The 24,475-nt window shown below is 59.6% G+C and carries 20 protein-coding genes; 14 read left to right on the top strand and 6 right to left on the bottom strand.

The annotated features are described in order from the left end of the window. The first annotated feature begins 175 nt into the window (after positions 1–175). Positions 176–604 carry a hypothetical protein gene (locus ASD70_RS16150; RefSeq protein WP_056846922.1) on the top strand — a complete coding sequence of 143 codons (429 nt, stop codon included), beginning with the start codon at positions 176–178 and terminating at the stop codon, positions 602–604. A gap of 6 nt (positions 605–610) precedes the next feature. Here the strand turns inward: ASD70_RS16150 and ASD70_RS16145 are convergent, their stop codons facing one another. Continuing rightward, entirely contained in the window at positions 611–1,027 is a 417-nt protein-coding gene (locus ASD70_RS16145) for a DUF3010 family protein (protein WP_056846921.1), read from the bottom strand. A gap of 189 nt (positions 1,028–1,216) precedes the next feature. Here ASD70_RS16145 and ASD70_RS16140 point away from each other — a divergent pair, with 189 nt between their 5' ends. Then, positions 1,217–2,173: a tyrosinase family protein gene (locus tag ASD70_RS16140; protein WP_056846920.1), complete on the top strand. Its 957-nt coding sequence runs from the start codon at positions 1,217–1,219 to the stop codon at positions 2,171–2,173. Positions 2,174–2,216: 43 nt separating this feature from the next. Here the strand turns inward: ASD70_RS16140 and ASD70_RS16135 are convergent, their stop codons facing one another. Then, a complete protein-coding gene (locus tag ASD70_RS16135) occupies positions 2,217–2,618 on the bottom strand; it encodes a lysozyme inhibitor LprI family protein (protein ID WP_043046153.1) in 402 nt (133 codons plus the stop codon). A 218-nt stretch (positions 2,619–2,836) separates the two neighbouring features. On the opposite strand from ASD70_RS16135, the gene ASD70_RS16130 reads away from it, so the two are divergent. The 6 genes from ASD70_RS16130 (at position 2,837) to etfB (ending at position 10,616) form a co-directional block, all read left to right on the top strand. Then, positions 2,837–3,814 (top strand): dipeptidase, encoded by a 978-nt coding sequence (locus ASD70_RS16130; RefSeq protein ID WP_014720245.1) that lies wholly within the window; start codon positions 2,837–2,839, stop codon positions 3,812–3,814. Positions 3,815–3,891: 77 nt separating this feature from the next. Then, a complete protein-coding gene (locus tag ASD70_RS16125) occupies positions 3,892–4,422 on the top strand; it encodes a DUF5943 domain-containing protein (protein ID WP_003194877.1) in 531 nt (176 codons plus the stop codon). A 16-nt stretch (positions 4,423–4,438) separates the two neighbouring features. Continuing rightward, positions 4,439–6,499: a dimethylglycine demethylation protein DgcA gene (gene dgcA / locus ASD70_RS16120; protein ID WP_046069854.1), complete on the top strand. Its 2,061-nt coding sequence runs from the start codon at positions 4,439–4,441 to the stop codon at positions 6,497–6,499. Positions 6,500–6,671: 172 nt separating this feature from the next. Beyond that, positions 6,672–8,615, top strand: a complete 1,944-nt coding sequence (dgcB, locus tag ASD70_RS16115) for a dimethylglycine demethylation protein DgcB (RefSeq protein WP_046069853.1) — start codon at positions 6,672–6,674, stop codon at positions 8,613–8,615. Next, positions 8,615–9,835: an electron transfer flavoprotein subunit alpha gene (gene etfA / locus ASD70_RS16110; protein WP_046069852.1), complete on the top strand. Its 1,221-nt coding sequence runs from the start codon at positions 8,615–8,617 to the stop codon at positions 9,833–9,835. The genes dgcB and etfA overlap by 1 nt, the downstream gene beginning before the upstream one ends. 10 nt (positions 9,836–9,845) lie before the next feature. Continuing rightward, positions 9,846–10,616 (top strand): electron transfer flavoprotein subunit beta, encoded by a 771-nt coding sequence (gene etfB / locus ASD70_RS16105; RefSeq protein ID WP_056846919.1) that lies wholly within the window; start codon positions 9,846–9,848, stop codon positions 10,614–10,616. A gap of 127 nt (positions 10,617–10,743) precedes the next feature. On the opposite strand, the gene ASD70_RS16100 is transcribed toward etfB, so the two are convergent. Next, entirely contained in the window at positions 10,744–12,282 is a 1,539-nt protein-coding gene (locus ASD70_RS16100; RefSeq protein WP_056846918.1) for a lytic polysaccharide monooxygenase, read from the bottom strand. 1,044 nt (positions 12,283–13,326) lie between these two features. Then, positions 13,327–14,622: a glycine-betaine demethylase subunit GbcA gene (gbcA, locus tag ASD70_RS16095; RefSeq protein WP_046069850.1), complete on the bottom strand. Its 1,296-nt coding sequence runs from the start codon at positions 14,620–14,622 to the stop codon at positions 13,327–13,329. A 281-nt stretch (positions 14,623–14,903) separates the two neighbouring features. Between gbcA and gbcB the strand changes: the two genes are divergently transcribed. Continuing rightward, positions 14,904–16,004 (top strand): glycine-betaine demethylase subunit GbcB, encoded by a 1,101-nt coding sequence (gene gbcB, locus ASD70_RS16090; RefSeq protein WP_043046144.1) that lies wholly within the window; start codon positions 14,904–14,906, stop codon positions 16,002–16,004. A gap of 49 nt (positions 16,005–16,053) precedes the next feature. Here the strand turns inward: gbcB and ASD70_RS29830 are convergent, their stop codons facing one another. Further along, positions 16,054–16,254 carry a hypothetical protein gene (locus tag ASD70_RS29830; RefSeq protein WP_056846917.1) on the bottom strand — a complete coding sequence of 67 codons (201 nt, stop codon included), beginning with the start codon at positions 16,252–16,254 and terminating at the stop codon, positions 16,054–16,056. Positions 16,255–16,436: 182 nt separating this feature from the next. Beyond that, a complete protein-coding gene (locus ASD70_RS16080; RefSeq protein ID WP_046069845.1) occupies positions 16,437–17,477 on the bottom strand; it encodes a threonine aldolase family protein in 1,041 nt (346 codons plus the stop codon). A gap of 90 nt (positions 17,478–17,567) precedes the next feature. On the opposite strand from ASD70_RS16080, the gene ASD70_RS16075 reads away from it, so the two are divergent. The 5 genes from ASD70_RS16075 to ASD70_RS16055 all read left to right on the top strand — a co-directional run bounded on the left by ASD70_RS16075 (position 17,568) and on the right by ASD70_RS16055 (position 24,345). Continuing rightward, the gene (locus ASD70_RS16075) at positions 17,568–18,296 is read left to right on the top strand and encodes a TraX family protein (protein WP_056846916.1); all 729 of its coding nucleotides are present in this window, start codon (positions 17,568–17,570) and stop codon (positions 18,294–18,296) included. 190 nt (positions 18,297–18,486) lie between these two features. Then, the gene (gene glyA, locus ASD70_RS16070) at positions 18,487–19,740 is read left to right on the top strand and encodes a serine hydroxymethyltransferase (RefSeq protein ID WP_046069843.1); all 1,254 of its coding nucleotides are present in this window, start codon (positions 18,487–18,489) and stop codon (positions 19,738–19,740) included. 22 nt (positions 19,741–19,762) lie between these two features. After that, positions 19,763–21,013, top strand: coding sequence for a sarcosine oxidase subunit beta (locus tag ASD70_RS16065; protein ID WP_010207084.1), 1,251 nt, complete (start codon positions 19,763–19,765; stop codon positions 21,011–21,013). 15 nt (positions 21,014–21,028) lie between these two features. Continuing rightward, a complete protein-coding gene (locus ASD70_RS16060; protein WP_027605979.1) occupies positions 21,029–21,331 on the top strand; it encodes a sarcosine oxidase subunit delta in 303 nt (100 codons plus the stop codon). Next, on the top strand, positions 21,328–24,345 hold the full coding sequence (locus ASD70_RS16055) for a sarcosine oxidase subunit alpha (RefSeq protein ID WP_056846915.1): 3,018 nt from the start codon (positions 21,328–21,330) through the stop codon (positions 24,343–24,345). Before ASD70_RS16060 ends, ASD70_RS16055 begins: the two co-directional genes overlap by 4 nt. Positions 24,346–24,475: the final 130 nt, after the last annotated feature.

Below are 24,475 nucleotides of genomic sequence, written 5' to 3'. Positions count from 1 at the left end.
ATCTTGTAAGGGTCGTCACAAAAGCTGTCGGAAGTTTCTTGTTTTTTGCCGTTAACTACGATCTATAGAAAGAGCCTGCTAACGTCCAAGGGTCTCCATGTTGCTTCTGGCCAAGTGCTTTGAAAATCAAAGCGCCTACGTCAGGAGCGCCACTACGTAACCCCAAGAGGTTGGCATGCTGAAAAAACTCGTTGCTGTGATGGCCCTCGTTTCCACCCCGCTGTGGGCTGCCCAGGCGCCCGCACCTTTTACCGGCGCCGATTACAGCGGGCGTTATGAATGTAACGGCCAGGATAAACATATCGGCAACTTCAAGGGCGTGGTCGAGATGAAGCTCGATGCCAAGCAAAGCACTGGCAAGTACGCCGCCTACACCTTCACCCTGACCCTGGAGGACAAGTCCCGCTATGAAGGCATGGCCGCCGGCACCTCGGATACGCTGGGCATCTACTTTGCCCACACCGACCCGGCCTTGAAAGACTTTGGGGTGGGCGTGGCACAAGTGACACCGACCCCGGAAGGCAAAGTCTCCTTCGTTAAATACTATTACGGTCCTGAATACGAAGGCGGCGGGTACGGCCTGGAGCACTGCGTCAAAAGCTGATCGCGTTTATTTCTTCATCAGGCATGAGCACGCGGTCTTATACGCCTCGTGCTGATACTTGTTGAGCGTCGCCGGCAGGTCAAAGGTGTGCTTCTTGTTTTGCGCATTGATGGTCTGCGGCGACAGCAGCGTTACCTCAACCCCTTCCAGCAATTGAAACACCCCTTCAATCTTGAACGTCGTCGGGCCGCCGGCGAATTCACCCTTCTTGCTGCGCTTCTTGATCGCGATGCGCTGGATGCCGTTGTCCAGTACGAAAGCCTTTACCTGGGTGGCGAAGGCTTTGACGTTAGCTGCCTCGTCGTCGTCATCCAGGGCGATTTTCTTGGTGGCCAGGGCGACGTGGGTCAGCGCCTGGTTGTCCAGGGCGGCGAGGGCGATGATGGCTTCGCTGCCTTTGATTTCGATGCCGCAGAGGGTCATGGACGTTGCCTTGAGCAGGTAAAGAGAGCGTGAATCTTAACAGGGTCGACGTGATGGAGAGGCGTTGGCCGTTTGTCTGAAATAGTGGCTGCACTGTCATGTTTGACAGTAGATCCCGTTTGGCGCCTCACCTAGATTTGGGACGGGGCCTTACGTGGCTCCAGATCTTTCCGACAAAGGAGTTGCACCATGAGGATTCGCAAGGAAATTCGAACATTGAACGAGGATGAATTAGACGACTTTATCAAGGCGATGTTGGCTCTCAGGAAGCAGGGCAAATATGACAAGTACGTGCATTGGCACCACGCGGTCATGGTGCCTACGGTTTACCCCAATGAGCCCCAGGACCCCGACTATCGCAATGGCGCCCACTTGGGCCCGGCCTTTTTGCCTTGGCACCGTGAGATGTTGATGCAGTTGGAAACCGAGCTAAGGGGTATCAGCTCCGAAGTAACGATTCCTTACTGGGATTGGACATTGGACGCGGCAGATCCCTGGAATGCGCCGGTATGGAAACATATGGGCGGTGATGGTGACCCTGCCGATCAGTTCAGGGTGCAGGATGGGCCATTTGCATACGAAACCGGGAATTGGGACGTTCCTGAGTATCCGGAAGACGGTCTGCCGGGCCCGGGCCTGAAGCGACAGTTTTCGCAACTGGTCGATTCGCTGCCCACGGTCGCCGACTTGAAAATGGCGATGAACGAAGGGCTGTATGACGAGCCGAATTATACGGCAAGCCCGTTCAATCGGGGTTTCAGAAACCGTCTCGAAGGGTGGATTACCCAGAGGGGCGACCCCCAAGTCACCACGCCTGGCTCGCAATTGCACAACCGAGTCCACCTGTGGATTGGCGGCAACATGTTGGCGATGACTTCACCCGAAGACCCGGTGTTTTTTCTGCATCACTGCTTCGTCGACAAGATCTGGGCCGATTGGCAAGCGCAGATGAGGCTGGATAAGCCCAGCTTGGCACCTCACTACTGTCCAATGCAAGGTGGGCCGTCAGGGCATAATTACCACGACGTGATCGTGCCTTGGACGCGCAGTATTTCGCAGGTGATGGAAATCAATAGTTTGGATTATGCCTACGAGCCATCCCCACCCCTGAGCAAGCGCCCGTTCAAGTCACCCTTCATGGCTTGAATGTAACGACGCTATTTGCGCGGCCTTGCCGCGCAAATAGCGTTTACTCCTGCCCAATCGACTCCAAAAACTCCGACCGCTCATCACTCATCCGTGCCAGGCAATCATTCTGCGCAATCGCGTATTCCTTGCTGCCGTTCACCGCCGGGAAGGTATCTACCGCGCAATCGGCGTCACGCAATTTTTCCCATTTCTGCTGGGCGTCCTTCAGACGTGCGGTAATGTCGGCCAGCTTGGTCTTGTCGCTGCCATAGATCGAACCCATGCGTTCCAGCAGGCCCTGGTAGTTATCCTTGAGCAGTTGCTCGGCAGTGGTTTTGTTGTAGGCGGCGCAGGCCAGGGTCTGTTTGTCGTTTTCGATGCCGTCGCACGGTGTGCTGTCGGTGTCTTCGGCTGCGTGGGCGGTGGTTGCGATGAGTGCCAAAGCCAGGAAAATCGATTTCATTGCGCCGTCTCATATCAGGTGATGCGCAATTCTGGCTCAAGCGTAAGACAAAGAACAGCCGCCCAGCAGGCATGTCTACATAGCCTTTGTCGCGGATTGACGCTTTCGGCAATTCCCCTGTCGTTTTTGCACCCGGCTCCGTCGATCCCTGGGCATATGCTGGCCCCAAAGCGCCGGCACACGATTCGGCGCATGAATCGCCAATAAGGGGACGCCTGATGAGCCCAGCCGAATTGCACGCCGACAGCATCGTTATCGACGGGCTGATCATTGCCAAGTGGAATCGCGACCTGTTCGAGGACATGCGCAAGGGGGGCCTGACCGCCGCCAACTGCACCGTGTCGGTGTGGGAAGGGTTCCAGGCCACGATTAATAACATTGTTGCCAGCCAGACCCTGATCCGTGAGAACAGCGACCTGGTGATCCCGGTAAAAACCACCGCCGACATCCGCCGCGCCAAGGAACAAGGCAAGACCGGCATCATCTTCGGCTTCCAGAATGCCCATGCGTTTGAAGACCAGCTCGGCTACGTGGAGATCTTCAAGCAGCTCGGCGTGGGGGTGGTGCAGATGTGCTACAACACCCAGAACCTGGTGGGCACCGGCTGCTATGAGCGCGATGGCGGCTTGTCGGGTTTCGGTCGCGAAATCGTCGGCGAGATGAACCGCGTAGGCATCATGTGCGACCTCTCACACGTCGGGTCCAAAACCTCAGAAGAGGTGATCCTCGAATCGAAAAAACCGGTGTGCTACTCCCACTGCCTGCCGTCGGGTCTTAAAGAGCACCCGCGCAACAAATCCGATGAAGAGCTCAAGTTCATCGCTGATCATGGCGGTTTCGTTGGTGTGACCATGTTCGCGCCGTTCCTGGCCAAGGGCATCGATTCGACCATCGACGACTACGCCGAAGCCATTGAATACACCATGAATATCGTCGGCGAAGACGCTATCGGCATCGGCACCGACTTCACCCAGGGCCATGGCCAGGATTTCTTCGAAATGCTCACCCATGACAAGGGCTACGCCCGCCGCCTGACCAGCTTCGGCAAGATCATCAACCCGCTGGGCATCCGCACCGTGGGCGAGTTCCCCAATCTCACCGAAACCCTGCTCAAGCGCGGCCACAGCGAGCGCGTAGTGCGCAAGATCATGGGCGAGAACTGGGTCAACGTGCTCAAGGACGTCTGGGGCGAATAAGCCACCGCTGACACTTCTTTTCCCTCGGCCATCCGACGGCGGGGGCATCAAAACAAATTTTCTGGAGTTAAGTTTCCATGGCCAAGATCGCCCCGCAATTACCTATTGAAGTCGACAGCGAAACCGGTGTCTGGACCTCCGACGCCCTGCCAATGCTGTACGTGCCGCGGCATTTCTTCGTCAATAACCACATGGGTATCGAAGAAGTACTGGGCGCCGACGCCTATGCCGAAATCCTTTATAAGGCCGGCTACAAATCCGCCTGGCACTGGTGTGAAAAAGAAGCCGAATGCCACGGCCTGGAAGGTGTCGCGGTGTTCGAGCACTACATGAAGCGCCTGTCGCAGCGCGGCTGGGGATTGTTCAAGATCCAGGACATCGACCTGGATAAAGGCACCGCCAGCGTCAAGCTGGAGCACTCGGCGTTTGTCTATGTGTACGGCAAGGTCGGGCGCAAAGTGGACTACATGTTCACCGGCTGGTTTGCCGGCGCCATGGACCAGATTCTGCAAGCGCGCGGCAGCAACATCCGCACTGTGGCCGAACAAGTCTATGGAGGCTCCGAAGAGGGCCATGACGACGGGCTGTTCACCGTCAAGCCGTTGTAAGTCGAGGAACCCTGCCATGGCTTTCGAAGCAATGTTCGCGCCGATCCAGATCGGCAAACTGACCATCCGCAACCGCGTGCTCAGTACCGCCCACGCCGAGGTGTATGCCACCGACGGTGGCATGACCACCGACCGCTATGTGAAGTACTACGAGGAAAAAGCCAAGGGCGGTATCGGCCTGGCGATCTGCGGCGGTTCCTCGGTGGTGGCCATCGACAGCCCCCAGGAGTGGTGGAGCTCGGTGAACCTGTCCACCGACCGCATCATCCCGCACTTTCAGAACCTGGCCGACGCCATGCACAAGCATGGCGCCAAGATCATGATCCAGATTACCCACATGGGCCGTCGCTCGCGTTGGGACGGCTTCAACTGGCCGACCCTGATGTCGCCATCCGGCGTACGTGAGCCGGTGCACCGTGCCACCTGCAAGACCATCGAACCGGAAGAAATCTGGCGCGTGATCGGCAACTACGCCCAGGCTGCGCGGCGTGCCAAGGCCGGTGGCCTGGACGGTGTGGAATTGTCTGCGGTGCACCAGCACATGATCGACCAATTCTGGAGCCCGCGGGTCAACAAGCGTACCGATGAATGGGGCGGTAGCTTCGAAGGGCGCATGAAGTTCGGCCTGGAAGTCTTGAAAGCCGTGCGTGCAGAAGTCGGTGATGACTTCTGCGTGGGCATGCGTCTGTGCGGTGACGAGTTCCATCCGGACGGCCTTTCCCATGAGGACATGAAGCAGATCGCCAAGTATTACGACGACACCGGCATGCTCGATTTCATCGGCGTAGTGGGCTCGGGTTGCGACACCCACAACACCTTGGCCAACGTGATCCCCAACATGAGTTATCCACCGGAGCCATTCCTGCACCTGGCCGCCGGTATCAAGGAAGTGGTCAAGGTTCCGGTGCTGCACGCGCAGAACATCAAGGACCCAAACCAGGCCACGCGCATTCTGGAAGGCGGCTATGTGGACATGGTCGGTATGACCCGTGCGCACATCGCCGACCCGCACCTGATCGCCAAGATCAAGATGGGCCAGATCGACCAGATCAAGCAGTGCGTCGGCGCCAACTATTGCATCGATCGCCAGTACCAGGGCCTGGATGTGCTGTGCATCCAGAACGCCGCGACCTCCCGTGAATACATGGGCGTGCCGCACATCATCGAAAAATCCACCGGACCCAAACGCAAAGTCGTGGTGGTCGGTGCCGGCCCGGCGGGGATGGAAGCTGCGCGGGTCGCCGCCGAACGTGGCCACGATGTGACCCTGTTGGAGAAGAAGGAATTTATCGGCGGGCAGATCACCACTGCCTCGAAAGCCCCGCAACGCGACCAGATCGCCGGTATCACTCGTTGGTACCAACTGGAGCTGGCGCGTTTGAAAGTCGACCTGCGCCTGGGCGTGGCGGCGGATGCCGAGACCATCCTGGACCTGCGTCCGGATGTAGTAGTGCTGGCTGTCGGCGGGCATCCGTTCATCGAGCAGAACGAACACTGGGGCGCCGCCGAAGGTTTGGTGGTGAGCAGTTGGGATGTACTCGACGGCAAAGTCGCGCCAGGCAAGAACGTGCTGGTGTACGACACCATTTGTGAATTCACCGGCATGTCGGTGGCCGACTTCCTGGCCGATAAAGGTTGCCAGGTGGAAATCGTCACCGATGACATCAAACCCGGCGTGGCAGTTGGCGGTACGTCGTTCCCGACTTACTACCGCAGCATGTACCCCAAGGAAGTGATCATGACCGGCGACATGATGTTGGAAAAGGTCTATCGCGAGGGCGACAAGCTGGTGGCTGTGCTGGAGAACGAATACACCGGCGCCAAAGAGGAACGGGTGGTCGACCAGGTGGTGGTGGAAAACGGCGTACGTCCGGACGAAGCCATCTACTACGGGCTCAAGGAAGGGTCGCGCAACAAGGGCCAGATCGACGTCGAAGCCCTGTTCGCGATCAAGCCGCAACCGTGCCTGAGCGAGGCGGGCGAGGGGTACTTGCTGTTCCGCATCGGTGACTGTGTGGCGCAGCGTAATACCCACGCTGCGATCTATGACGCCCTGCGCCTGTGCAAGGATTTCTGACCCGACACCGAACCAATGTGGGACTGGGTCCAAATGTGGGAGGGGGCTTGCTCCCGATAGCGATGGGTCAGCTACAACAGTATCAACTGACACTCAGCCATCGGGAGCAAGCCCCCTCCCACATTCAAGGCCAGTTTCACAGTAGTCCTGTGTGGTCTGTGGGAGCTTCATCATGTTGAACACCTTGCTGCCAATCCTCTTGTTTGCTGCCCTGGGCCTTGCGGTCCTTGGCGCCCTGCGCCGCATGAACATGTGGCGTCGTGGCCGTGCATCCAAAGTCGACTTGCTCGGCGGCCTGCTGGCCATGCCCAAGCGCTACATGGTCGACTTGCACCACGTGGTCGCCCGCGACAAATACATCGCCAACACCCACGTCGCCACGGCGCTGGGCTTTGTGCTGTCGGCCCTGCTGGCCATTCTCGTACATGGCTTTGGCCTGCATAACCGTATCCTCGGCTATGCCCTGCTGCTGGCCTCGGTACTGATGTTCGTTGGCGCTACCTTCGTCTACCTGCGTCGTCGCAATCCTCCGGCGCGCCTATCCAAGGGCCCGTGGATGCGCCTGCCGAAAAGCCTGATGGCTTTCTCGGTGAGCTTCTTTCTGGTGACCTTGCCGGTGGCCGGAATCCTGCCAGCGGACTTCGGCGGTTGGCTGCTCGCTGCGCTATTGAGCGTGGGCGTGCTGTGGGGTGTGTCCGAGATGTTTTTTGGCATGACCTGGGGCGGGCCAATGAAGCACGCCTTCGCCGGTGCCCTGCACCTGGCCTGGCACCGTCGCGCCGAGCGCTTTGGCGGTGGCCGCTCCACGGGGTTGAAACCCCTGGACCTCAGCGATAAATCTGCACCGCTGGGCGTGGAAAAACCCAAGGATTTCACCTGGAACCAACTGCTTGGTTTCGACGCCTGTGTACAGTGCGGCAAATGCGAAGCGGCGTGCCCGGCCTTTGCTGCCGGCCAGCCGCTGAACCCGAAAAAGCTGATCCAGGACATGGTGGTCGGCCTGGCCGGTGGCACCGATGCCAAGTTCGCCGGCAGCCCGTATCCGGGCAAACCCATAGGCGAGCATGGCGGCAATCCTCATCAACCGATCGTCAACGGCCTGGTGGACGCTGAGACGTTGTGGTCGTGCACCACCTGCCGCGCCTGCGTGGAAGAATGCCCGATGATGATCGAGCACGTGGATGCCATCGTCGACATGCGCCGTCACCTGACCCTGGAAAAAGGCGCCACGCCGAACAAGGGCGCCGAAGTCCTGGAAAACCTGATCGCCACCGATAACCCAGGCGGCTTCGCACCTGGCGGCCGTCTGAACTGGGCCGCGGACTTGAACCTGCCGCTGCTCAGCGATAACGGCAGCTGCGAAGTGCTGTTCTGGGTCGGTGACGGTGCCTTCGACATGCGCAACCAACGAACCCTGCGCGCATTCGTCAAAGTGCTGAAAGCCGCCAAGGTCGACTTCGCGGTACTCGGCCTGGAGGAGCGCGACAGCGGGGACGTTGCGCGGCGCCTGGGCGATGAAGCCACGTTCCAGCTGTTGGCTACGCGCAATATCCAGACCCTGGCCAAGTACAGCTTCAAGCGCATCGTCACCTGTGACCCCCACAGTTTCCATGTGCTGAAAAACGAGTACGGTGCGTTCAACGGCAATTACCTCGTGCAGCACCACAGCACCTTCATGGCCGAGCTGATCGGCGATGGTGCGCTGAACCTGGGCCAGCACAAAGGCAACAGCGTGACCTACCACGACCCATGTTACCTGGGCCGCTACAACGGCGAATACGAGGCACCGCGCCAAGTGCTGCGGGCGCTCGGGATCGAGGTCAAGGAAATGCAACGTTCGGGCTTCCGTTCGCGCTGCTGCGGTGGCGGTGGCGGCGCGCCGATCACCGATATTCCCGGCAAGCAACGTATCCCGGATATGCGCATGGATGACATCCGTGAAACCGGCGCCGAGCTGGTGGCTGTAGGTTGCCCGCAATGTACGGCGATGCTTGAGGGCGTGGTCGAACCACGGCCATTGATCAAAGACATCGCTGAGCTGGTGGCCGACGCTTTGCTTGAGGACCCGGCACCGGTCAAGACCCCGATCAAACGTGAACCTGCGGAGGTGCACTGATGAGCGACATTATCCGCCGCGACCCACGGGCCGAATGGATCGCCCGTAACCGCCTGCACCCGCTGCATGCGGCCATGCAGCCGGTACAACACAGTTGGATGGGCCCTAACGGGATCATCCGCAAGAATGTGCATGGCGTCGGTTTTATCGGCCCCAACGGCATCAAGCGTATCGATCGCAGCGGCGCCCAGCAGGGCGGCGCAGCCAAGCGCACGGCAGCAGTGGAAGTGCAATTGCCGCTGCATCAGGTGCCAGCGCCTGCGTTTTACATCAACGTGGTGCCGGACATGGTCGGTGGCCGCCTGAGCAGTCACGACCGTGACTTGCTCGGTCTGGCGCGGCAATTGGCCGGCAGCGACGGCGCAGTGCTGGCGGTAGTGTTCGGCGAACATAAGGAGGCCGGGTTTTCCACCGCCGGTGTCGACCGCCTGCTGGTGCTGGAGGGCCATGAATTCGACGGTTATTCACCCGAGCAACGTGTGCAGGGTCTGCGTGCTGTGGATAACCAGTTCAACCCCCGTCACTGGTTGCTGCCGGACAGTCGGAGTGGCGGTGGCGAATTGGGCCGGCGCTTTGCCGCCAGCCTCGGGGAGCGCCCGGCCACGCGGGTGTGGCAAATCAAGGATCAGACCTGCATCGGCCGTGCCGGCGCAGGTCAGGAAGACTTGGCCCGACCACTGCCACGCTTGATTCTGGCTGCTGCCGAATGTGCCGACCCGGTCAGTGATACACGCCATGAAGTGTTGCCCGTAGAGTTATCCACAGGCCTGGCGCGCAGCCTGCCACGCATCGAAGATCTCGGCGCGGTGGCGGTGGACCCGGCAGCGATTCCCATGGCCGAGGCCGAGTTCATTTTCTCCGGCGGTAACGGCGTGAAGGACTGGGCGCTGTTCCACCAGACCGCCGCGGCCCTGGGCGCCACCGAAGGCGCCTCACGGGTGGCGGTGGACGATGGCTTTATGGCGCGTGATCGCCAAGTCGGTGCCAGCGGCACCTGGGTCACTGCAAGGGTCTACGTGGCCGTGGGCATCTCCGGGGCCATCCAGCACCTGCAAGGCATCGGTGCCTGTGACAAGGTGGTGGCGATCAACCTCGACCCGGGGTGCGACATGATCAAGCGTGCCGACCTGTCGGTAATCGGCGAGAGCGCCGCGATACTGCAAGCCTTGATCGATGCGGTCGAGGCCTACCGCAACGGCGCCAAGCGCGATGCAGCTTAGGGACATGACCATGACAAGCAATGTAATCAGCCTGGTATCCATCGGCGCCCACCCCACTTCCGGGCGTCCACGCCGTGCGGAGCAGGATGCGCGTGCCGTCGAGCTGGGCCTGCAAATGGCTGGGGATAAGTTGCAGGTGCTGCACGCCGGCAACATCGCTGAACCGACCCTGCGCAGCTACCTGGGCATGGGCCTGGCGCAACTGCAGGTACTGGAGCAACCGCCAGGCTCGGATGCCTTGCCGGTACTCACTGAGTATCTGCGCGATGCCAGTGCCCAAGTGGTACTCACCGGCAGCCAGGCCGAAACCGGTGAAGGCTCGGGCATGCTGCCGTTCCTGTTGGCCGAACAATTGGGCTGGCCGCTGATTGTAGGGTTGGCCCAGGTGGAATCCATCGAGGCTGGCGTGGCGCATGTGCTGCAAGCGTTGCCCCGTGGCCAGCGGCGGCGCTTGAAGGTGCGCCTGCCGTTTCTCGCCACTGTGGATAACGCGGCGCCCAAGGCTCGCCAAAGCGCCTATGGCCCGGCGCAGCGGGGTGAGCTGGCAGCCCATGAAGTCGAGATCGAACAGGATGAGTTATTCACGGGAGCGCAGCTGCTTCCGGCTAAGCCGCGACCCAAGCGGCTCAAGGTGATCAAGGCCAAGAGTGGCGCCGACCGTATGAAAGCAGCGACGGCCAAGGCCAGCGGAGGTGGCGGGCAGGTGCTCAAGGGCCTGAGCGCTGAAGAGGGCGCTCAGGCGATTCTCAAGTTGTTGGTGGAGGAGGGTGTGGTGCGCTGAATTAAAACCAGCGCACATCCCAAATGTGGGAGAGGGCTTGCTCCCACATCGGGTCCTCTTCAGGCCATTAAGTCAGGGCTTGGCAGCTGGCTGTCCGGGCGCTGATTTGAACGGCTTCACGGGCGGCTCATTGAACCAGGTCCCATGCTTGGGTCCAATCCGACCCAGTGCCTGGGGCATATGCCCTGGCAGGCCCCGCACACCAGCCGGTGTAGGGGTGAGGCTTGCACTTAAAGTTCTTGCCCTCGTTGGTCACAATATCTCCTGCCTTATAGTCGGTGCCCTCAACGTACGCCGGGTAGTCCCCACCGCTTCCTGGCGTGACGGTAAAGTCGAATGTCGCTTCACCGGTTTTGCCGTTTTGCTGGTCGGTAACGCTCAAGCGTGCTGTGAAGGTAGTCGTCTGACTCACGGATTCGGCATTCCCGCTGACGGTCGGTTCGTTTTTCGGTTGTCTCATCCCCGGAACAGCCCATTCATACTCCAGGGGGCCGTTGCTGCCCGATGAGGAGACACCGGAGAATGTGAAGGCTTGCCCTGATTTGAGTGTTGCCGGGCCAGATATTCGCGCTACTGGCGGTGCCGGGTCCACAGGGCCAGGGTCCTCTCCTCGAACAATTGCCATCGCTTGGCTGTAGCCTTTTTCCAGCGTGTAAACAGCGTTGGCACCAGGTCGAGTCAGGTTGAACTCGATGCGGCCGCCGTTTTTCTCTCCCACTTTGGCAACGGCGGGATTGATCCGGTCACTGAGTTGCTTGCCCCAAATATTCGCATCCAGATTGCTTGCGGTGATTGGCAGGGTCAGATCAATCACTTCCTTGGCTTGCGGCGAATTGTCCAGAATTCGGAAATGGACCTTGTCTCCGGCTTTGAGATCGCCCATGACGGGATCGATGAACTGACCCAGTTCATACCACTCCTCCGGAATCGAGGCCCCGACGATATTGATATCGCTACAGTTATAAAACCCTTCCCCCGCCGGATCGATACGTTGCCACTGCACAAACAAGGTGGCTTTGCCCGATTGTTCCGAAGGCACGGGAACTTCGAACTGGAAATACCCAGAGGCGCCGGAAATGGCCGGTGGGCTGCTGCCCCAATCCTGCCTGGCGACAGTCAGTTGCTCAGTGTGTATCAGTGTCAACTTATCCCAGGTCAAGGGGGCGGTGGTCGGATCGAAGCCCGGTTTTGTGAGAAACACTTTGGCAAAGCTGGGGACGTGCGGTGCGGTACCGATGATCCGAACGTCCATTTTTCCGTTTTCAGGAATGACATCTGTCCGATACCAATCCGCCGAAACACGGTTCAGGCCGTCTTTCTTATCGTCACCTGCCGAACACAGCTTGCCATCCGGAACTTCCCGCTTGACCGTCTCGGGATCGTTATAACCCGGTGCCTTGATCAAGTGGGCAACTTCGTTCCATTGTTGAAATTGATACGCCCATTTGTCAGGTGTCTCAAATACCAGTGCAGCGCCCCTGCAGCCTTTATCTTTTATGGAGGAGCCGTCTTGTGAACTCCAATAACCTCCATCTTTTTGGCACTTCACTTGCCGTGCAATGGGGGTGTCAACAGCGCCGTGCGTCCATCCCAGAGCGGGCAGTAGAAATGCCACTGCCAGCGCCCACTTAATCAGATCCCCTCTATGTCGCTGTAGATTTTTCATGAACTAGCTCACCTTCAATTCAGATAGACAAGTTCCGAACTGCTGGAACGACCAATGTGTGTTATGCAACGGCACTCAATGGATCAGCCGTTCTCCTATGGGAGCGTTAACTGCGTCGTCCCGGAAAGTCAGGTTGCTGGCGGCACGTGATGTCGCTTCAAATTCCGGGTCGTTGGATATAACTGCATAAAAGAGGTTAGTCGACCTTGGAAAACGAGTGATTGGGGGGCCGAAGTCGGATAAACGTCCAGTTACCCACAATCCCTGTGCGCGTGGCTGTGGATAAGGTGTTTGTTGTTGTCCACAGGCCACGTAAAGCAAGGCTCGCAGATGCCTGTATGAAAAGTAGCCAGCCTAAGTCTGCGTTTTTGCGGAGGTTTTTAGATGCTTTCGGTACAGGTGAATGTGAAACTTGCCCCCAAAGTCTGTTGGCGCTTCTGTGGATAAGATGTTCGCTATCAGCCACACCCCTTGTAAAACGTGGCTTTCAGGGTTCTGGTTGAATTTTGAACAAATTCGGATTTTTTTTGCCTTAGACTGCTGTATGGCCCGGCTTGTGTAGAGTTGAAGCGCTTTTCCACAGCCCTGACGAAGTTGCCCCCAAAGTCTGTTGGTGTATCTGTGGATAAGGTGTTCGCTTACCGCTGCAAGCCACGTAAATCAAAGCTTCTGGAAGGTTGATTAAAAAATGATCAGATCGGCGTAGCACTCGGGAGTTTGAATAAGTCACGGATTTTCTTGATTTAATTTGCATGCGCGCGCACTTGCCCACAATTGCGGTGGGTGACTTTGTGGATAAGTTGTTGGGCGAAGGCTGGAGGGCAGGGTGTTAGCGGCCTGCGGGAGAACTGATCAAATAGTAAGCAGTGCCTGCTTCAAATGTGGGAAGGGGCCAGCCCTAATACCAGTAGGAGCGAGCTTGCTCGCGAAAAACGTCAACGATAACGCGTGCTTCCTGAATAAACGCGATGCCTGTGAGTTTTTCGCGAGCAAGCTCGCTCCTACAAAAAGCCCCCTCCAACATTTTGATCCATAGGGTGTCAGTTATTCGTGTGCTGCCACACCTTTGAGGTACGGCGCTGGTGCGGCGCCCAGGTTGTTCAACATGCGCTCGCTGTACCAATCCACAAAATTCACCACGCCAAACTCATAGGTCTTGGAGTATGGGCCAGGCTGGTAAGCGGTGGAGTTGATGCCGCGTTGGTTCTCTTCCGCCAGGCGGCGGTCCTGGTCGTTGGTGGCGTCCCACACCTGGCGCATGCGCTCCACGTCGTAGTCCACGCCTTCCACGGCATCCTTGTGCACGATCCACTTGGTAGTGACCATGGTTTCCTGGGCGCTGATCGGCCACACGGTGAACACAATGATGTGATCGCCCATGCAGTGGTTCCAGGAGTGGGGCAGGTGCAGGATGCGCATCGAACCCAGGTCCGGGTTCTTGATACGGCCCATGAGCTTGGCGCAGCCCTGTTTACCGTCGAGGGTCATGGACACGGTGCCCTTGAGCAACGGCATGCGCACGATACGGTTGCGCAGGCCGAAACTGGCGTGGGCGTAAGGAATCTTCTCGGCATCCCAGGCGGCGGCGGAAGCGGCCACATGGTCCTTGAAAGCTTGGTCGGCGCGAGGGTCGGTGACGTCGTCCCACTCCAGCAGGGTTTTGAGCAGTTCGGGGTGCGACGCGTTGCAGTGGTAGCACTCGCGGTTGTTTTCCAGCACCAGTTTCCAGTTGGCCTTTTCGAACAAGGTGGTCTGGATCGCCACCTTGGTGTTTTCCATGTCGTAGGGTTCCATGTAGTGATTCAGGGTCGACAGGAAGTCATCGATGGCCGGCGGGTTCTCGGCCAGGCTGATAAAGATGTAGCCGCCGGCGGTCTTCACGTTCACCGGCTTGAGGCCGTACTGCTTCATGTCGAAATCAGCGCCCATCTCGGTGCCGGCGAACAACAGGCGACCGTCCAGCTCGTAGGTCCACTGGTGGTAGTGGCAGACCAGCTTGGCGACCTTGCCCTTGTCGCTGGTGCACAAGCGTGAGCCACGATGGCGGCACACGTTGTGGAATGCATGCACCACGCCTTCGGCGCCACGGATCACGATGATCGGGTTCTTGCCCACTTGCAGGGTCAGGTAGTTGCCCTTGGTAGGGATTTCGCAGGTCATGCCGGCGATCAACCACTCTTTCTGGAAGATCTCCTGCATGTCGATATCAAACAACCGCTCATCAGAGTAAAACGGCTGCGGCAGTGAAAAGGTGCGCTCGCGCTCGTGCAGCATTTGCGCGGTGGCCTTGCGTGCGGGTTCCAGCGGATCGCCCAAGCTTAAGGTTGCGGTGACGTCCATCGTATGTGTCCTCGTGGCCATTCTGTGTGGCCGGGATAAGTGGCTACGGTTGTTGCGTTGCAAGGCGTAAAGAAAGCGTCTTTGTTGGGAGCGAGTGTGGGCCCGGCGTTGCGTCGAACCTTATCCATGGGCGACATGGCGCAATCTGATCCCGACGCGCAACCCCCGGTAGTTGGGGGCTGGTCGCCGTAAGTATGTGAATGTCGCAGATAGGTAAATGGGTGGCCCCGGCGTTACGCAGAATCGCCACCATAAGGCCGACGTCGGCGGTGGAGAACAACATGTCTAGCAATTTCCTGAATCCGGTAACCACCCAGACCTGGGCCAATGGTCGACACATCGTCCGTTGCGTCAAAGTCATCCAGGAAACCTGGGACGTGCGCACCTTCTGCTTCATGGCTGACCAGCCGATCCTGTTCTTTTTCAAGCCCGGGCAATTCGTCACCCTGGAGCTGGAAATCGAAGGCCAGCCGATCATGCGCTCGTATACGATTTCCAGTTCGCCCTCGGTGCCCTACAGCTTTTCGGTAACCATCAAGCGCGTACCGGGCGGCAAGGTCTCCAACTGGCTGCACGACACGCTGCATGAAGGGCAGGAGCTGGCGGTGCACGGCCCGGTGGGGCTGTTCAATGCCATCGACTTTCCCAGCCCGAAAGTGCTGTACCTCAGCGGCGGCGTCGGTATCACCCCAGTCATGTCCATGGCCCGTTGGTTCTACGACACCAACGCGAATGTCGACATGACCTTTGTTCACAGCGCCCGCTCGCCCAAGGACATCATCTACCACCGCGAGCTGGAGCACATGGCGTCGCGAATCGACAACTTCAGTCTGCACCTGATCTGCGAAAAGCATGGTTTGGGAGAGCCTTGGGCCGGGTACCGTGGTTACCTGAACCACAAGATGCTGGAACTGATGGTGCCGGACTTCCTCGAGCGCGAAGTGTTCTGCTGCGGCCCGACGCCCTACATGAGCGCGGTGAAGCGCCTGCTCGAAGCCGCTGGTTTCGATATGGCGCGCTATCACGAAGAGTCCTTTGGCGCGACGCCGCCAGAAGCGCGGGCCGATGCAGTGGAGCAAGCCGAGCAAGCGGCGGATGCGCCGGAGATCGACTTGGCGGATCTGCACCAGGTGGAGTTCATTGCCTCCGGCAAGAGCATTCGTGTAGCACCGGGTGAAACGGTGCACGCCGCGGCCGCCAAGCTCGGCCTGCTGATTCCCAAGGCCTGCGGCATGGGCATCTGCGGGACATGCAAGGTGATGAAGCTGGGCGGCGAGGTGGAGATGGAGCACAACGGCGGCATTACCGAGGAAGACGAAGCCGAGGGCTATATCCTGTCGTGCTGCAGTGTGCCGAAGGGGGATGTGCGCATCGAGTTTTAAAGCAGTTGATTGTTCCCACGCTGAGCGTGGGAACAATCAGGGTCAATGATTATTGAGCGTAGATATGAACCACGAAGTGTTGGCCTGATGCTGTCAATTCATAGGCTTTGTCGTAGATCCTCAGCGTCCTTGAGGGTTCACGGATGGTATCCCCGACTTTGGCGCACTTCCTGAACTCATCCCAATCAATCACCGTGGTGCTGATAGTGCCATCGCTCTGAAGAGTGTTGCTGTTGCTTTGATATTCCATGGTTTGGCTCTCTGCTGGATTTCCGTTTCCGGCCGATTGTTCGGCAGGCAGTTGTCCCCGCAAGGCGGCCTCTGCAGCGGCTTTTCCTTGCGGGTAACAAGAGGCTAGACAATAAAATCCAAGTTCGTGCCTGTCAGAAATATCAAAAAACAGTCTCGGCACTCCGCCAGTATTCGTTAGCTTCAGGCCCCCATCACTGTCCGAATATCCGCAGCCAATTCCCTTACACGTTCTTCCTCGGTATCCCACGCACACATGAACCGCGCGCCACCTTTGCCGATGAAGGTGTAGAAGCGCCAGCCCTTGGCCGTCAACGCCGCAATGGCCGGTTCCGAGAGCTGCAGGAACACGCCGTTGGCCTGTACCGGGAACATCAGCTCCACACCGGGGATGTCTGATACCAGGCTGCTCAGCAGTTGCGCACAGTGATTGGCATGGCGTGCATGCTTGAGCCAGGCGTCGTTTTCCAGCAGGCCCACCCAGGGGGCCGACAGAAAGCGCATTTTCGACGCCAACTGGCCGGCCTGCTTGCAGCGGTAGTCGAAGTCTTCGGCCAGCTTATGGTTGAAGAACAGGATCGCTTCACCTACCGCCATGCCGTTCTTGGTACCGCCAAAGCACAGCACGTCCACGCCGGCTTTCCAGGTCAGGTCAGCCGGTGAGCAACCGAGGAAAGCACAGGCGTTGGAGAACCGCGCGCCGTCCATGTGCAGGTTCAGGCCCAGTTCCTTGCAGGTGGCGCTGATGGCGCGGATTTCTTCCGGGGTGTAGACGCTGCCGACTTCGGTGGCCTGGGTCAGGGTGACCACGCGCGGCTTGGGGTAGTGGATGTCCTGGCGCTTGAGCGCGATTTCGCGGATCGATTCTGGAGTCAGCTTGCCGTTTTCGGTGCGGGCGGTGAGCAGCTTGGAACCGTTGGAGAAGAACTCTGGCGCGCCGCATTCGTCGGTTTCGACGTGGGCGGTTTCCGAGCAAATCACGCTATGGTAGCTCTGGCACAGCGAGGAGAGCGCCAGGGAGTTGGCTGCCGTACCGTTGAAGGCAAAGAATACCTCGCAGTCGGTCTCGAACAGATTGCGGAAACCGTCAGCGGCACGGTGGGTCCATTCATCATCGCCGTAGGCGCGTTGATGGCCGTGGTTGGCTTGTTCCATGGCGGCCCAGGCTTCCGGGCAGATGCCGGAATAGTTGTCGCTGGCGAATTGTTGGCTCTTGTCGGTCATGGCCCATTCCTGTGGTCGATGTTGGTGCGCACTTTAACCAAGATTGTCGAGGAGGCGCACGCACTGTAAATGCAAAGTCACTGGGGAATTATGCACAGTACTGTAACGGCTCCTGTAGGACGTGTCCGTGATGGCGCATTGGACTTGCTCAAGTGGCTGGCGTTGCTGAGCATGGTGCTGGACCACCTGCGCTACGTCGGGTTAAGCCTGGATGGCCTGTATGTGCCGGGGCGCCTGGCGTTCCCGTGGTTTTGCCTGGCGATTGCAGCCAATGTGGATCGGCTCCGGAACGCGCCGGTGACCGGTCATTGGCGCTACCTGGGTTGGTTGCTACTGTTTAGCGTGATCAGCGAAGTGCCGTATCGGATGTTTATCGATGATGCCGATACATTGAATGTGTTGCCGACCCTGGCGCTGGGCCTGCTGGTTGTCCGAGGTTGGCAGCAGAAGGCGTTGCTTGATCGAGGATTGGCGCTGATCGCCGTGACAATGGCGGCAGTATTTTCAACTCAGTTGATGTTCGGTTTCTTTGGTGGGTTGCTGCCGCTGGCGATGTTGCTGGTGTTTCGCAGGCCCTGGTATTTCAGCGTGCTGCCGGGTTTGGTCTGCGTCGCCGCGAATCAATGGCAGATTTTGCTCAATAGCGGCACGCCTGTGGCGCTTTCCGGGTTGGCGATCTGTCTGATTGCGCCATTGGCGGGGATGGTTTTATTGCGACACGCCCGTAGCGCCTCACCGCCCGCAATGCGCCGCTGGGCCTACACCCTCTATCCGCTGCACTTCCTCCTGCTGCTATTCGTCCGTCAGATCATCGCCTAACCCCTGTGGGAGGGAGCAAGCCCCCTCCCACACAAGCCCTGTTCCACATTTGTTCGGTGTTGTTTGGTCAATGTCGTAAACGCACCTTTGCGTGGCGTGCGCAGGCATTTGGCCTGTCTGCGCCAGCCCTACCATCGCATCAAAGGGCCCTGCACGGGCCTCAACAATACGAAAGGCTGGGAGAGACGCGATGTTCAGCAAACAAGACCAGATCCAGGGATATGACGACGCACTGTTGGCGGCGATGAATGCCGAAGAGCAGCGTCAGGAAGACCATATCGAGCTGATCGCGTCGGAGAACTACACCAGCAAGCGCGTCATGCAAGCCCAGGGCAGCGGCCTGACCAACAAATACGCCGAGGGCTACCCGGGCAAGCGCTACTACGGCGGCTGCGAACATGTGGACAAGGTCGAGGCCCTGGCCATTGAACGCGCCAAGCAGCTGTTCGGTGCCGATTACGCCAACGTGCAGCCGCACTCAGGCTCCTCGGCCAACAGTGCGGTGTACCTGGCGCTGCTGAACGCCGGTGATACCATCCTTGGGATGAGCCTGGCCCACGGCGGTCACCTGACCCACGGCGCCAAGGTGTCGTCCTCGGGCAAGCTGTATAACGCGGTGCAGTACGGCATTAACACCGACACTGGCCTGATCGACTACGACGAAGTCGAGCGCCTGGCGGTGGAGCACAAGCCGAAGATGGTGGTGGCCGGTTTTTCTGCCTACTCCAAGACCCTGGATTTCCCACGCTTTCGCGCCATCGCCGACAAAGTTGGCGCTCTGCTGTTTGTCGACATGGCCCACGTCGCTGGTCTGGTCGCCGCTGGCCTGTACCCGAACCCGCTGCCCTACGCCGATGTGGTCACCACCACCACTCACAAGACCCTGCGCGGTCCGCGTGGCGGCCTGATCCTGGCCAAGGCCAACGAAGAGATCGAAAAGAAACTCAACGCCGCGGTATTCCCCGGTGCCCAGGGCGGCCCGCTGATGCATGTGATCGCCGGCAAGGCAGTGTGCTTCAAGGAAGCCCAGGAGCCAGGCTTCAAGGCCTACCAGCAACAAGTGATCGACAATGCCCAGGCCATGGCCGGCGTGTTTATCAAGCGCGGGTATGACGTGGTCTCCGGTGGTACCGACAACCACCTGTTCCTGGTCAGCCTGATCCGCCAGGGCCTCACCGGCAAAGAGGCGGACGCCGCCCTCGGTCGCGCCCACATCACCGTCAACAAGAACGCAGTGCCGAACGACCCGCAATCGCCGTTCGTGACCTCGGGCCTGCGCATCGGCACTCCGGCGGTGACCACGCGTGGTTTCAAGGTGCCGCAATGCATCGAACTGGCTGGCTGGATCTGCGACATCCTCGACAACCTCGGCGATGCCGATGTGGAGGCCAACGTGGCCAAGCACGTGTCTGCCCTGTGCGCTGATTTCCCGGTTTATCGCTGAGCGCGGTTTTGGAGTAATGACTATGCAACGCTACTCAGGCTTCGGCCTCTTCAAGCACTCCCTCAGCCATCACGAAAACTGGCAGAAAATGTGGCGCACGCCGACGCCGAAAAAAGTCTACGACGTGGTCATCGTCGGCGGCGGCGGGCATGGTCTGGCGACCGCCTACTACCTGGCCAAGGAGCACGGCATCACCAACGTGGCCGTGGTCGAGAAGGGCTGGCTGGGCGGTGGTAACACGGCGCGCAACACCACCATCGTGCGGTCCAACTACCTGTGGGACGAGTCGGCGCATTTGTATGAACACGCGATGAAGCTCTGGGAAGGTTTGTCTCAGGACTTGAACTACAACGTGATGTTCTCCCAGCGCGGCGTCTACAACCTGTGCCACACCCTGCAGGACATCCGTGATTCCGAACGCCGCGTCAGCGCCAACCGCCTCAACGGCGTGGACGGCGAATTGCTCAATGCCAAGCAAGTGGCCGACGAGATTCCGTACCTGGACTGCTCGAAAAACACCCGCTACCCCGTCCTGGGCGCCACCGTGCAACGGCGCGGCGGTGTGGCCCGTCACGATGCCGTGGCCTGGGGCTTCGCCCGTGCCGCCGATGCTTTGGGCGTGGACTTGATCCAGCAGACTGAAGTGATTGGCTTCCGCAAGGAAAACGGCGTGTGCATCGGTGTGGAAACCAACAAGGGCTTTATCGGCGCCAAGCGCGTCGGCGTAGTCACCGCCGGTAATTCCGGGCACATGGCCTCGCTTGCCGGGTTCCGCCTGCCGATCGAATCCCACCCGTTGCAAGCCCTGGTGTCGGAGCCGATCAAGCCGATTATCGACAGCGTGATCATGTCCAACGCCGTGCACGGCTACATCAGCCAGTCCGACAAGGGCGACCTGGTGATCGGCGCCGGTATCGACGGCTACAACGGCTACGGCCAGCGCGGCTCGTACCCGGTAATCGAACACACCATCCAGGCCATCGTCGAGATGTTCCCGGTGCTGTCGCGGGTGCGCATGAACCGCCAGTGGGGCGGTATCGTCGACACCACGCCGGACGCCTGCCCGATCATCTCCAAGACCCCGGTACCGAACATGTTCTTCAACTGCGGTTGGGGCACCGGTGGCTTCAAGGCCACCCCGGGTTCAGGCAACGTCTTTGCTGCCAGCCTGGCCAAAGGTGAAATGCACCCATTGGCTGCGCCTTTCTCCATCGACCGTTTCCACAACGGTGCGCTGATCGACGAACACGGCGCTGCGGCCGTCGCCCACTAACAGGAGAAATTCCCTATGTTGCATATCTTCTGTCCTCACTGTGGCGAACTGCGCTCCGAAGAGGAATTCCATGCGTCCGGCCAAGCGCATATCCCGCGCCCACTGGATCCGAATGCCTGCACCGATGAAGAGTGGGGCGACTACATGTTCTTCCGCGACAACCCTCGCGGCCTGCACCACGAGCTGTGGATCCATGCCGCCGGTTGCCGCCAGTACTTCAACGCTACCCGCGACACCGTCACCTACGAAATTCTTGAAACCTACAAGATTGGCGAAAAACCCCAGTTCACCGCCAAGGCTTCTGGAGAGAAGGTATGAGCCAGATCAATCGCCTGTCCAACGGTGGCCGCATCGACCGCAATAAAGTCCTGACTTTCAGTTTCAACGGCCAGACTTACAAAGGCTTTGAAGGCGATACCCTGGCCGCCGCGTTGCTGGCCAACGGCGTCGACATCATCGGTCGCAGCTTCAAGTACTCGCGCCCACGGGGCATTTTCGCCGCCGGCGCCGAAGAGCCGAACGCAGTGCTGCAGATCGGCGCCACCGAAGCTACCCAGATTCCCAACGTGCGTGCTACCCAGCAGGCGCTGTACCAGGGTTTGGTCGCCACCAGCACCAACGGCTGGCCGAGCGTCAACAACGACATGATGGGGATTCTCGGCAAGGTCGGCGGCAAGCTGATGCCGCCGGGTTTCTACTACAAAACCTTCATGTACCCGCAATCGTTCTGGATGACCTACGAGAAGTACATTCGTAAAGCCGCCGGTCTTGGCCGCTCGCCGACCGAGAATGATCCGGACACCTACGACAACTTCAACCGTCACTGCGACGTGCTGATCGTCGGCGCAGGCCCTGCTGGCCTCGCCGCTGCACTGGCTGCCGCCCGCAGCGGTGCGCGCGTGATCATCGCCGATGAGCAGGAAGAGTTCGGCGGGTCTTTGCTCGACTCCCGCGAAAGCCTCGACGGCAAGCCGGCCACCGAATGGGTTGCCAGCGTGATCGCTGAACTCAAAGCCCTGCCGGACGTGGTGCTGCTGCCCCGCGCCACCGTCAACGGTTACCACGACCATAACTTCCTGACTATCCACGAGCGCCTTACCGATCATCTCGGCGACCGTGCGCCGATTGGTGTGGTACGCCAGCGTATCCACCGCGTACGTGCCAAGCGCGTGGTACTGGCGACGGGTGCGTGCGAGCGTCCATTGGTGTACGGCAATAACGACGTGCCGGGCAATATGCTCGCCGGTGCGGTTTCAACCTACGTGCGTCGTTACGGCGTGGCACCGGGTAAAAAGCTGGTGCTGTCGACCAACAACGACCACGCCTACCGCGTAGCACTGGACTGGTTCGATGCCGGTCTCCAAGTCGTCGCCGTAGCCGATGCACGCCACAACCCCCGCGGCGCCCTGGTTGAGGAGGCCCGCGCCAAAGGCATTCGCATCCTCACCGGCAGCGCCGTGATCGAAGCCCGTGGCAGCAAGCATGTGACCGGTGTGCGCGTCGCCGCCATCGATGTCAAAGCGCATAAAGTCACCAGCCCCGGCGAATGGCTGGACTGCGACCTGGTGGCCAGTTCCGGCGGCTACAGCCCGGTGGTTCACTTGGCCTCGCACTTGGGTGGCAAGCCGACCTGGCGCGAAGACATCCTCGGTTTCGTACCGGGTGAAGCACCACAGAAACGCGTATGCGTCGGCGGCATCAACGGCGTCTATGGGCTTGGCGATTCCCTGGCCGATGGTTTTGAAGGCGGCGTGCGCGCCGCCAGCGAAGCCGGTTTTGCGCCGGTGGAAGGTACGCTGCCAAAGGCCTTGAGCCGTCTGGAAGAACCGACCCTGGCGCTGTTCCAGGTGCCCCACGAGAAAGCTACCGCACGGGCGCCAAAGCAATTTGTCGACCTGCAAAATGACGTCACCGCTGCTGCCATCGAACTGGCCACCCGCGAAGGTTTCGAGTCGGTGGAACACGTCAAGCGCTACACCGCACTCGGCTTCGGCACCGACCAGGGCAAGCTGGGTAACGTCAACGGCCTGGCGATTGCCGCGCGCTCGCTGAACGTGACCATCCCGCAGATGGGCACCACCATGTTCCGTCCCAACTACACGCCCGTGACCTTCGGTGCGATAGCAGGGCGTCACTGTGGGCACATCTTCGAACCGGTACGCTACACCGCCTTGCACGCCTGGCACGTGAAGAATGGCGCCGAATTTGAAGACGTCGGCCAGTGGAAGCGCCCCTGGTATTTCCCGCGCAACGGTGAAGACCTGCATGCCGCGGTGAAGCGCGAATGCCTGGCGGTGCGTGACAGCGTCGGCCTGCTGGATGCCTCCACCCTCGGCAAGATCGATATCCAGGGCCCGGACGCCCGCGAGTTCCTCAACCGCATCTACAGCAATGCCTGGACCAAGCTCGACGTGGGCAAGGCGCGTTATGGCCTGATGTGCAAGGAAGACGGCATGGTCTTCGACGACGGTGTCACCGCCTGCCTGGCCGACAACCACTTCCTGATGACCACCACCACCGGCGGCGCGGCGCGCGTTCTCCAGTGGCTGGAAATTTACCAACAGACCGAATGGCCGGACCTCAAGGTGTACTTCACCTCGGTCACCGACCACTGGGCGACCATGACCCTGTCCGGCCCCAACAGCCGCAAGCTGCTGAGTGAAGTGACCGACATCGACCTGGACAAGGACGGTTTCCCGTTCATGACCTGGAAGGAAGGCCAGGTCGGCGGCGTACCGGCGCGGGTGTTCCGCATCTCGTTTACCGGTGAGCTGTCGTACGAAGTCAACGTGCAGGCCGACTACGCCATGGGCGTGCTGGAACAGATCGTCGAGGCGGGCAAGAAGTACAACCTGACTCCGTACGGCACCGAGACCATGCACGTATTGCGCGCCGAGAAGGGCTTCATCATCGTTGGGCAAGACACCGACGGCTCGATGACCCCGGACGACCTGAACATGGGCTGGTGTGTGGGCCGCACCAAACCGTTCTCGTGGATCGGCTGGCGTGGCATGAACCGCGAAGACTGCGTGCGTGAAGAGCGCAAGCAACTGGTGGGCTTGAAGCCGATTGATCCGAACGTGTGGCTGCCGGAAGGCGCGCAGCTGGTGTTCGATCCGAAGCAGACGATCCCGATGAAGATGGTCGGTCATGTCACTTCAAGCTATGCGCACAACTCCCTCGGCTATTCGTTTGCGATGGCAGTGGTGAAGGGCGGCTTGAAGCGCATCGGCGAGCGGGTGTTCTCACCGCAGGCCGATGGCAGCGTGATCGAGGCGGAAATTGTGCCTTCGGTGTTCTTCGATCCGAAAGGAGATCGCCAGAACATCTGATAGACCGCGTCGCGGCCATCGGGAGCAAGCCCCCTCCCACATTTGAAGGTATTCACAAATCAAAATGTGGGAGGGGGCTTGCTCCCGATGAGGCCATCAGCCTCACAACAGAATTCAGGAAAGGTGCTTT

This window comes from Pseudomonas sp. Root569 (genome assembly GCF_001427465.1).
GTDB lineage: Bacteria > Pseudomonadota > Gammaproteobacteria > Pseudomonadales > Pseudomonadaceae > Aquipseudomonas > Aquipseudomonas synxantha.
This window is presented reverse-complemented; position numbering and strand designations above follow the sequence as displayed.

Excerpts from the sequence above, each read along its gene's own strand:
- dgcB (WP_046069853.1), top strand. The coding sequence starts at position 6,672 with ATGTTGAACACCTTGCTGCCAATCCTCTTGTTTGCTGCCCTGGGCCTT.
- etfA (WP_046069852.1), top strand. The coding sequence starts at position 8,615 with ATGAGCGACATTATCCGCCGCGACCCACGGGCCGAATGGATCGCCCGT.
- ASD70_RS16065 (WP_010207084.1), top strand. The coding sequence starts at position 19,763 with ATGCAACGCTACTCAGGCTTCGGCCTCTTCAAGCACTCCCTCAGCCAT.
- ASD70_RS16135 (WP_043046153.1), bottom strand. The coding sequence starts at position 2,618 with ATGAAATCGATTTTCCTGGCTTTGGCACTCATCGCAACCACCGCCCAC.
- ASD70_RS16125 (WP_003194877.1), top strand. The coding sequence starts at position 3,892 with ATGGCCAAGATCGCCCCGCAATTACCTATTGAAGTCGACAGCGAAACC.
- gbcA (WP_046069850.1), bottom strand. The coding sequence starts at position 14,622 with ATGGACGTCACCGCAACCTTAAGCTTGGGCGATCCGCTGGAACCCGCA.
- ASD70_RS16100 (WP_056846918.1), bottom strand. The coding sequence starts at position 12,282 with ATGAAAAATCTACAGCGACATAGAGGGGATCTGATTAAGTGGGCGCTG.
- ASD70_RS16075 (WP_056846916.1), top strand. The coding sequence starts at position 17,568 with ATGCACAGTACTGTAACGGCTCCTGTAGGACGTGTCCGTGATGGCGCA.
- ASD70_RS16060 (WP_027605979.1), top strand. The coding sequence starts at position 21,029 with ATGTTGCATATCTTCTGTCCTCACTGTGGCGAACTGCGCTCCGAAGAG.
- ASD70_RS16080 (WP_046069845.1), bottom strand. The coding sequence starts at position 17,477 with ATGACCGACAAGAGCCAACAATTCGCCAGCGACAACTATTCCGGCATC.
- ASD70_RS16140 (WP_056846920.1), top strand. The coding sequence starts at position 1,217 with ATGAGGATTCGCAAGGAAATTCGAACATTGAACGAGGATGAATTAGAC.
- ASD70_RS16130 (WP_014720245.1), top strand. The coding sequence starts at position 2,837 with ATGAGCCCAGCCGAATTGCACGCCGACAGCATCGTTATCGACGGGCTG.
- ASD70_RS16055 (WP_056846915.1), top strand. The coding sequence starts at position 21,328 with ATGAGCCAGATCAATCGCCTGTCCAACGGTGGCCGCATCGACCGCAAT.
- gbcB (WP_043046144.1), top strand. The coding sequence starts at position 14,904 with ATGTCTAGCAATTTCCTGAATCCGGTAACCACCCAGACCTGGGCCAAT.
- ASD70_RS16145 (WP_056846921.1), bottom strand. The coding sequence starts at position 1,027 with ATGACCCTCTGCGGCATCGAAATCAAAGGCAGCGAAGCCATCATCGCC.
- glyA (WP_046069843.1), top strand. The coding sequence starts at position 18,487 with ATGTTCAGCAAACAAGACCAGATCCAGGGATATGACGACGCACTGTTG.
- ASD70_RS16150 (WP_056846922.1), top strand. The coding sequence starts at position 176 with ATGCTGAAAAAACTCGTTGCTGTGATGGCCCTCGTTTCCACCCCGCTG.
- dgcA (WP_046069854.1), top strand. The coding sequence starts at position 4,439 with ATGGCTTTCGAAGCAATGTTCGCGCCGATCCAGATCGGCAAACTGACC.
- etfB (WP_056846919.1), top strand. The coding sequence starts at position 9,846 with ATGACAAGCAATGTAATCAGCCTGGTATCCATCGGCGCCCACCCCACT.
- ASD70_RS29830 (WP_056846917.1), bottom strand. The coding sequence starts at position 16,254 with ATGGAATATCAAAGCAACAGCAACACTCTTCAGAGCGATGGCACTATC.